The sequence below is a fragment of the Galbitalea soli genome (assembly GCF_010686725.1).
Classification (GTDB): domain Bacteria; phylum Actinomycetota; class Actinomycetes; order Actinomycetales; family Microbacteriaceae; genus Galbitalea; species Galbitalea soli.
The window spans coordinates 96,856-109,925 of record NZ_JAAGWZ010000003.1 but is presented as its reverse complement, the minus strand read 5'-3'; the positions used below and the strand labels follow the sequence as shown (position 1 = coordinate 109,925).

At 70.1% G+C, this 13,070-nt stretch carries 11 protein-coding genes; 6 read left to right on the top strand and 5 right to left on the bottom strand.

Annotated elements, in window-relative coordinates; genetic code table 11:
• Position 1: 1 nt before the first annotated feature.
• From G3T37_RS10785 to G3T37_RS10775, 3 genes are read left to right on the top strand one after another with little or no spacing between them, the layout of a single operon-like run.
• The gene (locus G3T37_RS10785) at positions 2-829 is read left to right on the top strand and encodes an ABC transporter permease (protein ID WP_163473904.1); all 828 of its coding nucleotides are present in this window, start codon (positions 2-4) and stop codon (positions 827-829) included.
• The gene (locus tag G3T37_RS10780) at positions 829-1,641 is read left to right on the top strand and encodes an ABC transporter permease (RefSeq protein WP_163473903.1); all 813 of its coding nucleotides are present in this window, start codon (positions 829-831) and stop codon (positions 1,639-1,641) included. Before G3T37_RS10785 ends, G3T37_RS10780 begins: the two co-directional genes overlap by 1 nt.
• Before the next feature lie 55 nt (positions 1,642-1,696).
• The gene (locus G3T37_RS10775; protein ID WP_163473902.1) at positions 1,697-2,440 is read left to right on the top strand and encodes a phosphatase PAP2 family protein; all 744 of its coding nucleotides are present in this window, start codon (positions 1,697-1,699) and stop codon (positions 2,438-2,440) included.
• Positions 2,441-2,516: 76 nt separating this feature from the next.
• Here G3T37_RS10775 and G3T37_RS10770 read toward each other — a convergent pair whose 3' ends face one another.
• Complete coding sequence (locus G3T37_RS10770) at positions 2,517-4,355, bottom strand: phosphoenolpyruvate carboxykinase (GTP) (RefSeq protein ID WP_422110982.1); 1,839 nt, start codon at positions 4,353-4,355, stop codon at positions 2,517-2,519.
• A gap of 142 nt (positions 4,356-4,497) precedes the next feature.
• Between G3T37_RS10770 and G3T37_RS10765 the strand changes: the two genes are divergently transcribed.
• Positions 4,498-5,475 (top strand): acyl-CoA thioesterase, encoded by a 978-nt coding sequence (locus G3T37_RS10765; protein WP_163473901.1) that lies wholly within the window; start codon positions 4,498-4,500, stop codon positions 5,473-5,475.
• Positions 5,476-5,612: 137 nt separating this feature from the next.
• Here G3T37_RS10765 and G3T37_RS10760 read toward each other — a convergent pair whose 3' ends face one another.
• Together G3T37_RS10760 and G3T37_RS10755 are read right to left on the bottom strand one after the other, a co-directional pair.
• On the bottom strand, positions 5,613-6,995 hold the full coding sequence (locus tag G3T37_RS10760) for a dihydrolipoamide acetyltransferase family protein (RefSeq protein ID WP_163473900.1): 1,383 nt from the start codon (positions 6,993-6,995) through the stop codon (positions 5,613-5,615).
• Position 6,996: 1 nt separating this feature from the next.
• A complete protein-coding gene (locus tag G3T37_RS10755; RefSeq protein WP_163473899.1) occupies positions 6,997-9,186 on the bottom strand; it encodes an alpha-ketoacid dehydrogenase subunit alpha/beta in 2,190 nt (729 codons plus the stop codon).
• Between the two features lie 162 nt (positions 9,187-9,348).
• On the opposite strand from G3T37_RS10755, the gene G3T37_RS10750 reads away from it, so the two are divergent.
• Positions 9,349-9,882: a VOC family protein gene (locus G3T37_RS10750; RefSeq protein WP_163473898.1), complete on the top strand. Its 534-nt coding sequence runs from the start codon at positions 9,349-9,351 to the stop codon at positions 9,880-9,882.
• Positions 9,883-9,902: 20 nt separating this feature from the next.
• Positions 9,903-10,568, top strand: coding sequence for a GntR family transcriptional regulator (locus G3T37_RS10745; protein ID WP_163473897.1), 666 nt, complete (start codon positions 9,903-9,905; stop codon positions 10,566-10,568).
• A gap of 70 nt (positions 10,569-10,638) precedes the next feature.
• On the opposite strand, the gene G3T37_RS10740 is transcribed toward G3T37_RS10745, so the two are convergent.
• Both G3T37_RS10740 and eboE read right to left on the bottom strand, forming a co-directional pair.
• The gene (locus G3T37_RS10740; protein ID WP_163473896.1) at positions 10,639-11,655 is read right to left on the bottom strand and encodes a ketopantoate reductase family protein; all 1,017 of its coding nucleotides are present in this window, start codon (positions 11,653-11,655) and stop codon (positions 10,639-10,641) included.
• A complete protein-coding gene (gene eboE, locus G3T37_RS10735; protein WP_163473895.1) occupies positions 11,655-12,854 on the bottom strand; it encodes a metabolite traffic protein EboE in 1,200 nt (399 codons plus the stop codon). Before eboE ends, G3T37_RS10740 begins: the two co-directional genes overlap by 1 nt.
• Positions 12,855-13,070: the final 216 nt, after the last annotated feature.

Sequence of the window (13,070 nt, the reverse complement as noted above, 5' to 3'; positions counted from 1 at the left end):
GATGAACGCACGGTGGCTTCGACTGACCGCGCTGCTGAGCATCCCGATGCTCTGGCTGGTCGTGCTGTATCTGGGCTCCATCGCGGTGCTGCTCGTCTCGGCCTTCTGGTCGCTCGACGGCTTCACCGGACGGGTCGTTCAGGTCTACACGCTCGGCAATCTGCAGCAGCTGTTCGTCGACCCGCTGTACGGCACGGTGGCGTTGCGCACGATCGGGGTGGCGCTGGCGGTGACGGTGATCGATGCCGTCATCGCCATCCCGATCGCGCTCTTCATGAGCAAGGTGGCGCAGCCGGTGGCTCGCACGGCGCTCGTCGTCGCGGTCACGACGCCGCTCTGGGCGAGCTATCTCGTGAAGGCGTACGCCTGGCGCGTGCTGCTCGCCCCGAACGGCCCGGTGGCCTGGATGACCGGCGGCCACTCCCCCGGATACGGCCTGGCCGCCACGATCATCACGCTGTCGTTCCTGTGGCTGCCCTACATGATCATCCCCGTCTTCGCGGGGTTCGACCGCGTGCCCGACTCGCTGTTCGAGGCGAGCTTCGACCTCGGCGCGGGGGCCTGGCGCACGCTGCGCTCGGTCGTGCTGCCGCTCGTGTTCCCGGCGGTCGCGGCGGGGTCGATCTTCACCTTCTCGCTCACGCTCGGCGACTACATCGCGGTCGGCATCGTCGGCGGTAAGACCCAGCTGATGGCCAATGTCATCTACGGCCAGCTCGTGACCGCCAACGACCAGCCGATGGCGGCCGCGCTGTCGCTGATCCCGCTCGCGGCGATCATCCTCTACCTGCTCGCCATGCGGCGCACCGGCGCATTGGAGAACGTCTGATGAGACTGCCCACCGCCCTCCGCCGCGGCCTCGGGGTCTGGCTCGCCCTCGGCATGGCGTTCCTCTACGTGCCGCTGCTGCTCGTCGTGCTCAACTCGTTCAACACCTCCCGCACCTTCGGGTTTCCGCCGAGCGGCTTCACCCTGCAGTGGTGGCAGCGGGCGGCGCAGAGCAGCGGAGCGATGAGCGCGCTCGGCACCTCGGTGGTCGCCGGGCTGAGCGCCACCGCCATCGCCCTGCTGCTGGGCAGCATGGCCGCGTTCGCGGTGCAGCGCTACCGCTTCTTCGGGCGCTCCACGATCAGCTTCCTGGTCGTGCTCCCCATCACGCTGCCCGGCATCGTGACCGGTATCGCGCTCAACGCGACCTTCACTTCGCTGCTCGGCCCGCTGGGGGTCGGCCTCGGAATCGCGACCGTGATCATCGGGCACGCGACGTTCTGCATCGTCATCGTGTTCAACAACGTGCAGGCCCGGCTGCGCCGCCTCGGCACGAGCCTCGAGGAGGCGTCCTCCGATCTGGGCGCGAGCGGGTGGCAGACCTTCTGGTACGTCACCTTCCCCCAGGTGCGCGGTGCCCTCGTCGCGGGGGCACTGCTCGCCTTCGCGCTGAGCTTCGACGAGATCGTCGTCACCACCTTCACCGCCGGCCCCGCGGTGCAGACACTGCCGCTGTGGATCTTCGGCAACCTGTTCCGCCCCAACCAGGCGCCCGTCGTGAACGTCGTGGCGGCGGTGCTCACGGTCGTGGCGATCATCCCCGTCGCCCTCGCCCAGCGCCTCTCCGGCGACGCGGTGACGAGTCGCGTCTGACGCGGACGCCCCCGCGCCGTACGATCGAAGAACGCCCGCGACGAGGAGGACACGCATGACCGCGACAACCGAGGACGCCGGGAGGCTTCGCCGATTCCACGAGAAGTTCATGGTGGAGGAGCGGCGGATGCCCGCAAGCGCCAAGCGTCGGCTGTACCTGTGGTCGATCATCCTGGTGGCGGTCGGGCTGGTGGCGTTCATCGTGATCCTCACCTCGGTGCTCGGCAAGGATGACCTCTCGGTCATCGATCAACCGATCGAGTCGTTCATGCGCACGCTGCGCACCCCCACTCTCACGACGGTCATGATCACGGTCGCCATCGTGTTCGGACCCATCGCGCTGCCGATCATCATTCTGGTGACCGTGCTGCTCTGGGGATTCCTGGCGAAGCACGCCTGGCGGCCGGTGCTGCTCGCGGCGGGAACGCTGACGGGCGTCATCATCGTGCAGATCCTGGCGCCGATCATCGGGCGCCACCGCCCACCGATCCAGTACATGCTGTTCGGGGTCGACCACACCTCGTCGTTCCCCTCCGGGCACGTGATGGGGGCGTGCGACTTCCTGCTGATCACGACCTACCTGGTCTTCTCGCGGCGGCAGCACATCGCGTCGACCGTGACCGGCTTCCTCGTCGCGATCGTGCTCATCGCGCTCGCCGTGGTCTGCCGGGTCTACCTCGGCTACCACTGGCCGACGGACGCCCTCGCCTCCGTCTCGCTCTCCCTCATCGTGCTCGGCGGGGTGATCGCCCTCGACACGCGGCGCACCGCGGTCGTCGATCCCTCACTGGGCAGCTGACTCGGGGTCTCCCGCCGGCGCCGTTCGGTCACGAAGGAGCGGCCCGCGCCACCACGCAGCGGGCCGCTGGCCTTCGTCAGCCGAGCCGTGCCCGGATGTCGCGGAGCTGGGCGTCCAGCTCCGCGGGAAGCTTCGCGCCGTAACCGGCGAAGTACCGCTCGGTGTCGTCGAGCTCGGCGCGCCACGCGGCCGCGTCGACCTCGAACAGCCGCGCGAGGTCGGCACTGGAGACGTCGAGCCCCGCCACGTCGAGGTCGCCCGGGGCGGGCATCCACCCGAGCGCCGTGTCGGCGCCGCCCACCCGGCCGTCGATGCGATCGGCGATCCACTCCAGCACGCGGGCGTTCTCGGCGAATCCGGGCCAGAGGAAGCGGCCGTCGTCGTCGCGCCGGAACCAGTTGACCTGGTAGACGCGCGGCGGCTGGTGGCCCGCGAGCGTGCGGCCCATCTCGAGCCAGTGCTCCCAGTAGTCGGCCATGTTGTAGCCGCAGAACGGCAGCATGGCGAAGGGGTCGCGACGAAGGGTGCCGACCGGTCCCTCGGCGGCGGCGGTCTGCTCCGAGGCGATCGTGGCGCCCATGAACACCCCGTGCTCCCAGTTGCGGGCCTCGACGACGAGCGGCACATTGGTGCGGCGGCGGCCGCCGAACACGATGGCGTCGATGACGACGCCCGCGGGGTCATCCCACTCGGGCGCCATGGTGGGGCACTGCGCGGCGGGCACGGTGAATCGCGCGTTGGGGTGCGCGGCGGGCGTCGCGCTCTGGGGCGTCCAGTCGTCGCCGCGCCAATCGACGAGGTGTGCAGGCGGCGTGGGCGTGAGGCCCTCCCACCAGACATCGCCGCCGTCGTCGAGGGCGACGTTGGTGAAGATCGTGTTGCCCCACATCGTGTCCATCGCGACCGCGTTGGTCTCGGGCGAGGTGCCCGGGGCGACGCCGAAGAAGCCCGCCTCGGGGTTGATCGCGCGCAGGCGGCCGTCCGCGCCCGGCCGCATCCACGCGATGTCGTCGCCGATAGTCTCCACCCGCCACCCGGGGATGCTCGGCCGCAGCATCGCCAAGTTCGTCTTGCCGCACGCGCTCGGGAACGCCGCCGCAATGTGGAAGGCGCGGCCGGCCGGACTCGTCACCTTCAGGATGAGCATGTGCTCGGCCATCCAGCCCTCGTCTCGGGCGAGCACGGAGGCGATCCGCAGCGCGAACGACTTCTTCGCCAGCAGCGCGTTGCCGCCGTAGGCGGAGCCGAACGACCAGATCTGGCGTTCCTCGGGGAAGTGCGAGATGTACTTGGTGGGGTTGCACGGCCAGGCCACGTCCTGCTGGCCGGGGGCGAGCGGCGCGCCGACGGTGTGAACCGCCTCGACCCACTCGGTGTGCGGCCCGATCTCGGCGAGCGCCGCGGACCCCATCCGGGTCATGACTCCCATGCTCACGACGACGTACGGCGAGTCGGTGAGCTGAACGCCGAGCCCGGCGAGCGGGCTGCCGATCGGCCCCATCGAGAACGGGATCACATACAGGGTGCGGCCCGCCATGCTGCCGTGGAACAGCCGGCCGAGCGTGTGGCGCATCTCCGCGGGGTCGCACCAGTTGTTCGTGGGTCCGGCGTCCTCCTCTCGGGCCGAGCACACGAAGGTGCGGGACTCGACCCGCGCCACGTCGTCGCGGTGGCTGCGGGCCAGGAAGCTGTTCGGGCGGCGCTCGGGATTCAGCGGGATCAGCGTGCCGCTGGCGACCATCTGGGCCGTGAGTCGATCGTGCTCGGCGCGGGATCCGTCGCACCATACGATGTCGTCGGGGGTGGTCAGCTCGGCCACGGAGGCGACCCAGGCGACCACGCTCGCGTCGGCGTGCGGCGGGGCCGTGCGCTCGGCGAGCGACGGCAGGGTCGGGCTGGGGGTCGTCAGTGCCACGGTGTCCTCCTTGACCACGGATCGGGGCGACCGATCACTCCCACTAACCTATAATTAAGCAGCAGTGAACACTAGAGGCAAGCTCTCGGGTGCTGTCATAGTTGACGCGCACCCCCGCTCACGGCGAAGGAACAGGAAACCGATGAGGGTCAATGACGACACCCCGAACGACCGACTGACGCTGCGCTTCCTCGCCGCCCCCACCGACGTCACGGTCGCCGGAACCGCCGTCCCCGCGGGTCGCGTTCTCGAGTGGATCGACAAGGCCGGCTACGGCTGTGCCGTCGGCTGGGCGGGCGGAAACGCGGTCACCGCGTACGTGGGCGACGTCAACTTCCGGCACCCGATCCGCCCCGGCGATCTCGTCGAGGTGCACGCGCGCATCCTGCTCACGGGGCGCAGCAGCATGCACATCCTCGTCACGGTCGAGGCATCGGATGTTCGGCGCAGGTCATTCACCCCCGCCATGCACTGCATCATCATCTTCGTCGCCGTCGACGAGAACGGCCGCCCGCGCCCGGTGCCCGAGTGGAAGCCGTGGACCACCGGCGACAGCACCCTGCAGGACCGCGTGCGCGCGCGGATCGAGCCCCGCCGCCTGATCCACGAAGAGATGCGCGCCCAGAGCTACACCGATGCGAGCTCCACCCCGCGCACCGTGTTCCGCTTTCTCGCCGCGCCCGGAGATGTCAACTGGAGCGGCAAGACGCACGGCGGCACGGTCATGCGCTGGATCGACGAGACCGCCTTCGCCTGCGCGGCCAGCTGGAGCAGCGACGAAGCCGTCTCCGTGTACTCGGGCGGCATCCACTTCTACAGCCCCATCGCGATCGGCGACATCGTGGAGATCGACTCGCGACTCGTGCACACCGGCCCGCACAGCATGCACATCATCTCGCGGCTGCGCTCCGGCAGCCCGCGCACGCCGCACCAGCTGGAGCTCAAGGCACAGTGCATCAGCATCTTCGTGGTGCCGGACGGGGCGGGGGCGGCGACCCCGATCATCCCACTGCCCATCATCACGCCCGAGGACCGGGTGCTCGACGAGCACGCGGTGACCCTGATGGCGATGCGCCAGGCTCTCGCCGACATCCCGCTCGGACTCGCGCGCGAGCTCTAGCGCGACTCAGCAGCCGGGGAGCCCCCGTCGACCCCTCACGCGTGAGCAGAACACCGTTACGGTTCGGCCTGAGCCAGAGCGCACGGAGAAAGTGGACGGGGCGGCGACTTCACCACAAACACGCCGCCCCGCCACATCTAGATCAGGATCGAGAGCGGATTCTCGATCCTGGCGGTGAAGGCCGCGAGCCACTGGGCGGCGAGCGCCCCGTCGACCGCGCGGTGATCCACCGAGAGCGTGCAGCGCATGACCGTTCGCACGACGACCTCGCCGTCCTCGACGACGGGCTGCGGCTTGGCCGCGCCCACCGCGAGGATTCCCGACTGCGGCGGGTTGAGGATCGCCGAGAACTCGAGAGTGCCGTACATGCCGAGATTGCTCACCGAGAAGCTGCCGCCCTCGAGCTCCTCCTGGCGCAGGCGGCCGGCGCGCGCACGCCCGGCCAGCTCCACGATCCGCGTGCTGACGCCGCTGAGCGGAAGCGTGTCGACCCCGCGCACCACGGGCGTGAGCAGGCCGCCGTCCGTCGCGACCGCCACGGCGATGTCGACCGAGTCCCACTTGCGCAGGTGCGTGTCGGTCCAGGTCACGTTCGCGTCGGGCACATCGGCGAACGCCGCGGCGACCGCCTTCACCACGAAGTCGTTGACCGAGATCTTCACCGGGCTGGTCGCGTTGACCTGTCGGCGAAGCTCGAGCAGGGCATCCACCCTGCAGTCGGTCGTGAGGTAGAAGTGCGGCACCGTCGACTTGCTCTCGGTGAGGCGCCGGGCGATCGCGCGCCGCATGCCGGTGTGCGGGATGGCCGTGTAGCCGCCCTCGTGTGCCGCGGGATGCGCAGCGGAGGAGGGGGTCGCGGCGGCAGGCGCAGCGGAGGCAGGCGCCGCCGCCTGCGGTGCGGCCGGCTGCGGGCTCGACGCGCGGCTCGCAATGGCGGCCTCGACGTCGCCGCGCACGATGCGCCCGCCGGGGCCGGTGCCCGTGACGGTGGCGAGGTCGATCCCGTTCTCGCGGGCGCGCACGCGGGCGATCGGGCTCACGAAGATACGGTCGCCGCTCGCCGCCGGCGTGGCCGGGGCCGTCTGGATGACCGCCTCCGCGGGCACGGGCGCGGCGGGTGGGGCGGGCTCCGGTGCGGTCTCCGGCTCCGGCGCGGTCGCGGCGGCAGCGGGGGCGGGCGCAGGCGCGGCGGGTGCCGGTGCCGGTGCCGGTGCGGCGGGCGTCGCTGCGGCAGCTCCGCCCGAGCCCCCGAGCACCGCGTCGATGTCGGCCGCGGTCTCGCCCTCGGTGATGAGCACGGCGATGGGTGCCCCGACCGCCGTGGTGTCGCCGGGCTGGGCGATGATGCGGCCCAGGATCCCGGACTGCTCGGCGGGCAGGTCGACGAGCGCCTTCTCGGTCTCCACCTCGGCGAGCGTGTCCCCCACCGAGAAGGCGGCGCCCTCGGCGACCGTCCAGGCCGAGACGACGGCCTCGGTCGCGTTGGCGAGCACCTCGGGCATTCTCAGAATGGTGGCCATCTCAGCTCGCCTTTCCGCGCGCGTCGAGCACGGCCTTGAGGCCGACGACGACTTCCTCGGTGCGGGCGATCGCCGCGCGCTCGAGCACCTTGGAGATGCTGGGGCTCGCCTCGCCGCCGGTCACGCGCTGCACGGGCTGGTCGAGCCAGTCGAAGAAGCGGCGCTGGATCTCGTCGGCGAGCCAGCCGCCGTAGGAGGTTCCGCGAGCGCCCTGCTCCACGATCAGCACCGCGTTCGTCTTCTTCACGCTCGCCTCGATGGTGTCCCAGTCGAGCGAGGCGCGGTCGAGCCAGCGCAGGTCGATGAGGTCGGCCGAGGCGCCCAGCTGTTCGATGGCCTCCAGCGAGTGGCCGACCATGGAGAGGTAGCTGATGACGGTCACGTCGTCGCCGATGCTGCGCAGGGCGGCCTTGCCGAGCGGGATCGTGTAGTCGAGGTCGCCCGCGGGCACCTCGCCCGTCTGCGGGTAGAGGTCGACGTGCTCGATCACGAGCACCGGGTCCTGCAGCGCGAGCGCCGCGTTCATGAGGCCGATGTAGTCGGCCGCGCAGGAGGGCGCGACGATCCGCCAGCCGGGGCTCGTCGCGAAGATGCCCGCCGGGTCCATGAGGTGCTGCGAGCCGTAGCCCGAGCCCATCGCGACCTTCGTGCGCAGCACGAGGGGAACCGGGTTCTGGCCGCCGAACATGTGACGCGCCTTGCCGATCTGGTTGAACACCTGGTCGGCGGCGACCCACATGAAGTCGGGGTACATGAACTCGACCACGGGGCGGAAGCGGCCGTCGAGCGCCATTCCGCCGCCCAGCCCCGCGAAGGCGTTCTCGCTGATCGGGGTGCCGAGCACGCGTCCCTCGTACTTCTTGGCCAGCCCCTTGGTGGCCCCGTTCGTGCCACCGTTCAGGCGGTGCACGTCTTCGCCGAGAACGACGATGCGGGAGTCTTCGGCCATGCGGGCGTCCATGACGCCGGCCACGGCATCCACGTACTTCATGGTCGCCTTCTCGCCGGCGAAAGTACTCGGCTCGAGGGTGCGCAGCGCGGAGAGCTCACTGGCGTCGCCGCGCACGCCGACGTTCACAAAGTCGACGTCGGGCCAGAGCTCGGGGCGGATGCGCCGCTTGCCGGGGTTCGCGGGGTCGGCCTCGATCAGCTCGGCCACCGCCGCCGCCATGGCCGCCTGCGCCTGCGCCCGCACCGAGAGGAGTCCCTCGGCGTCGATGAGTCCGAGCTTCGTCATCTCGCTGCCGACGCGCTCGAGCGGATCGCGCGCCCGCCACTGGGCCTCCTCCTCCTTGCTGCGGTAGCCGAACGCGCTGCCCGGGTAGGGACCGTTCTGGTGGAAGAAGCGGTAGACCTCGACCTCGATGACGGCGGGGCCGTCGCCCGAGCGCATGACCGCCTCCGCCTCCTTCATGGCGAGGTGCACGGCGAGCGGGTCCATGCCGTCGACGCGCCAGGCGGGGATGTTGAAGCCCAGGCCGCGCGCCGAGAGCCGCGGCTCGCCCGTCGCCTCGGCGACGTGGGTCGACACCGCGTACAGGTTGTTCTCGATGAAGAAGGCGAGCGGGAGCTTCCAGGCCGAGGCGAGGTTCATGGTCTCGAGCACGGAGCCGATGTTGACCGCGCCGTCACCGAAGTACGACACGGTGATGTCGTCGGTCGCGGCGTGCTTCTGCGCCCAGGCGTTGCCCGCGCCGAGTGGTACGCCACCGCCGACGATCGCGTTGGTGCCGAGCGCACCGGCCTCGAACCACTGGAGGTGCATCGATCCGCCGCGGCCGCGGCAGTAGCCCTGCGCGAGGCCGAGGATCTCGGCGAGCGTGCGCTGGAGGACGGTCTGCACCTGCTCGTCGACGAGGTGCGCGGGGTCGATGGTGCCGCCGGTGGCGTGGCCGAGGGCCTTGGCGAGGAACTGGTGGTGGCCGCGGTGCGAGCCGTTGATCGCGTCGGTGGAGCTGAGGCCGACGATGGATCCGACGGCGCCGCCCTCCTGCCCGATGCTCGAGTGGGCCGGTCCGTGCACGAGCTGCTCGCCGGCCAGCTCGAGGACGGTCTCCTCGAAGGCACGGATGAGGTGCAACTGGCCGAGCATGGTGCCCAGCAGCGCGGGATCGGCGGCTTTCCAGTCGGCTGCGGTGGTCGTGAGTTCGACCCAGGGCGAGCCCGGTTCCAAACGACGTCGTTTAGGCATATCGCGTTCTCCATCGATCCAGCCGGTGTTCACCGGCGTCGCGTGAAACCGATGTTAGCGCCGATTGAATCCAATGCAAACCCCAATTCGCGAGATTCTCCCCCATTCTTCCCGAATCCGGCGTATTTTGTATCCAACACTCGTTGAACAAGGGAGTTACGAATGGGGATGCCCGGCCTGCGCGGCACCGAGCACATCGGCTTCACCGTGCCCGACCTCGATGAGGCGGAGCGATTCTTCGTCGACGTCATCGGCTGCGAGCTCATCTACTCGCTCGGCCCCTTCGCCCACCCCGAGGAGGGCGACGACTGGATGCTCGAACACATGGGCGTGCATCCGCGCACCGTCATGCGCGAGCTCCGCTTCTTCCGCTGCCAGTACGGTCCCAACTTCGAGGTGTTCCAGTTCGACCCGGCCGACGGTGCCCTCCCGCAACCGCGCAACAGCGACATCGGCGGACACCACCTCGCGTTCTATGTGGACGACTTCGACACCGCTCTCGACTATCTGCGCGCGAAGGGCGTCGAGATCATGGGCGAGCCGACCGCGAGCTCGCGGCACAGCCTCGGGCAGCGCTGGGTGTACTTCCGCAGCCCGTGGGGGATGCAGTTCGAATTGGTGAGCTACCCGAATGGGAAGGCCTACGAGAAGGACGCGCCCGTTAAGCTGTGGCATCCGGCTCACCCCGCCGAGTGACCACCAGCCCGGGAGCATCCATGTCGACCACGACCACGCGCGACGGAGTCGCCGGTCACCGCATCGCGACCTCCCTGCGCGAGGCGATCCTGCGCGGCGACTACGCGCCCGGCGTTCGACTGCGCCAGGAGGACATCGCCGAGGAGTTCGGGGCCAGTCGGCTGCCCGTGCGCGAGGCGCTGCGGATCCTGGAATCGGACGGGCTCATCACCCTCGTCGCCAACACGGGCGCGTGGGTCGCCCACCTGAGCCTCGACGAGTGCCAGGAGGTCTACCAGATCAGGGAGCGGATCGAGCCGCTCATGCTGCGGTACAGCCGGCCGGGGCTCTCCGAGGCGACCATCGACCGGCTCGGCGCGCTGGCCGACGAGATGCAGCACGGCACCGACGTGGAGACCTTCCTGCACCTCGACCGCGAGTTCCACCTGCTCTCCTACAGCGGGGCGCACACCACGATGCTCGGCGGCACCGTGCAGCGACTGTGGAACACGACGCAGCACTACCGCCGCGCCTTCACCCTCATCGCCGGGGCCGAGGGCAACCGGGCGGTGCACTACGAGCACCAGCTGCTCGTCGCCGCACTCCGCCGCGACGACATCGAGGAGGCGGAGCGCGTGCTCTACGGGCACATCCGGCGCACCCGGCTCGAGCTGCTGAAGCACCCGGAGCTGTTCGCGCGGGGGTAGTCGGCGACGGGCGCCTGCCGCCGGGGGTGCCCGCGTGCTCGGCGCGTCGGGGCCGGGTGCGGCCCGCGGCTCAGGCCAGCAGGAGCGCCGCGTTCGCCGGGGTCGCCTCCAGCTCGCCCGCCTCGATGCGGTGGGCGAGGTCTACGACGCGGGCGTTGTGCGGAGCACCGCCGCTCCCGGCACCCAGCACCGCGACGACGAGGCCGTTGATCTCGTCCACCTCGCTGTGCCGCCCCTTCATCCAGTCCTGCAGCACGGTCGTGCGGGTGTCGGGCAGGGTGAAGTGGCCGAGCACGGCGTCGAACAGCTGCTCGGCGTACTGCTCCGGGTCGTCGAGGCGGGCGTCGGTCATCCCGAAGATCGGCCGCACCCGGCTGCCCGCGGCCAGGCAGGCGCGCACCGCCTCGCGACCCGCCTCGGTCATGAACTCCTTCATTCCGGGGATCGCGATCGCCTCGGCGAGCGGCACGCCCAGCACCGCGGAGGGCACTAGTTCGGCGGCGTTCGCCACCAGCTTCATCCACTTGGATGACCGCACGTCGTCAGACACCTCAACGGTTCCCGCGTGCCCCAGCACCGCCGCCACCTCTCCCGCCCGGGCCTGCGCCGCAGCGCTGAGGCCGCCGACCGCGAACCACGACCGCGAGGGCGGGCTCTGGCGGTTCACGACGCCGGGGTCGAACATGTTGGAGGACACCTCGATGACCGCCCCGATGGTGCGGTCGGTGCCCACGATGTCGGCGATGTCGTCGAGGCTCATGCCGTTCTGCAGTCCGACGACGAGGCCGTCCGCGGCGAGGTAGGGCTTGATGAGCTCGCAGGCCCAGCGGGTGTCGTAGGCCTTGACCAGCACGAACACGAGATCGAATGGCTGCCGCAGGGTGGCGACCTCGCAGAGGTGCAGCACGGTGACCGGCGTGACGATCGTCTCCTCGGGCATCTGCACCCGGATTCCCCGCTCGCGCATCGCCTCGACGTGGGCCGGCCACTGCTCGATGAAGGTCACGTCGAGACCCGCCCTCGTGAGGTCGGCGCCGATGGAGGCGCCGTTCGCCCCCGTGCCGAGGACGGCGATGCGCGGACCCATCAGCCGACCAGCTCGTCCCGCACGAACTCGAGTTCGCGGGTCACGTAGTCGACGATGTCGCCGGTCTTGAGGTGCGCCGGGAGAACGTCCCAGGTGTAGGTCTCGATCTCGAGGTGATCGGAGAGCGGGGTGCGGCGATGCATCTGCAGTGCCTCCTGCACCGCGAAGCGCGTCGTCACGAAGGGGCCGAGCTCCTCCAGGAAGACGGGCACGTGGAAGTGCGTGCGCATCTCGGCCGGCCCGGGGTCGGCCTCGAAGGCGTCGAGCGCCTCGCCCAGGTTGAGGTAGCGCGTGGCGACCCCGTCGCGCCGCAGCGTGGTCTGGCTGAGATAGATCGTGTCGGTGAAGACGCGCAGCTGGGGGACGAGCTCGAGCGTGAGCTCCTTCACCCAGAGCGCCGCGGCCTCCTGAAGCTTGAAGATCGGGATGCCCGCATCGACGAGCTTCTGCAGCGAGCGCGGGATGTCCTCGAAGCCGACCGACTGGTGTCCGATGTCGAAGACGACGCCGAGGTGACGCCGCATCAGGCCCTCGGCCTCCGAGATCGGTACCGCGGCGAGGTGAGCCAGTTCCGCGATGCCGTTCGGCGTGTAGATGTGGTCGCGGAAGTAGTCGACGGTCTCGTCGGTCGTCTCGAGGAAGCAGGCGGGCTCCGGTTCGAGGGCGAGCTTCACCCGCCGGCCGGTGCGCGCCTCCAGCTCGACGAGGTGCGCGACGACCCGCAGCAGCTTGGTGGTGAACCGCTGCACGTACGCCGCGTCGGCCACGTTCGGCTTGAAGGCGAGGGGCGCGGTCTGGATGCTGGGGCTGATTTCCGCAGGCGAGATCTCGGCGAGGATGTCGGCGACGGCGTTGGTGTACTCGACCCGGTCATCCGTCGTCCAGTCGGGTTCGTACACGCGCTCCATCACCGTGCCGCCCTTGAACGGACCGTACGGGAAGGCGTTGACGGTGTACACGTACATGTCGTGGGCGCCGAGGAAGTCGCTCAGCCGGCGACGCTCGGCCGGGTCGGCGGCGAGGGTCTCGGCGGAGTCGGCGGAGATGCGCAGGGAGACGCCGAACGCTGAGTCGGGCGAGACCCGCGCCTTCACCTGCGGCAGGAAGGTCTCGAGGCTGTCGCGCATCTCCGCCCAGGTGTCACCGGCGTGCACGAGCGTCGAGTAGGAGAGATGGCCGAGGCCCGATCCGAGGTCCATGAGTGTCCTGTCTGCCGACCGGGGGTCGGCCACGTCATTGTGGGAGCAACCTGAACAGTTCTAGTGAACGTTGTTTAGTGGCTGTGAACAACAACGGTAGAACGCGCGCGGCGGGGTGTCAACCGCGGGCGCGCCTTCTTGCCGCGGGATGCTCCCGCGCGCCGTGCCTCTGCACCGCGCGCCGTGCCTCCGCACCGCGGGCGCGCCGCCGCCCCG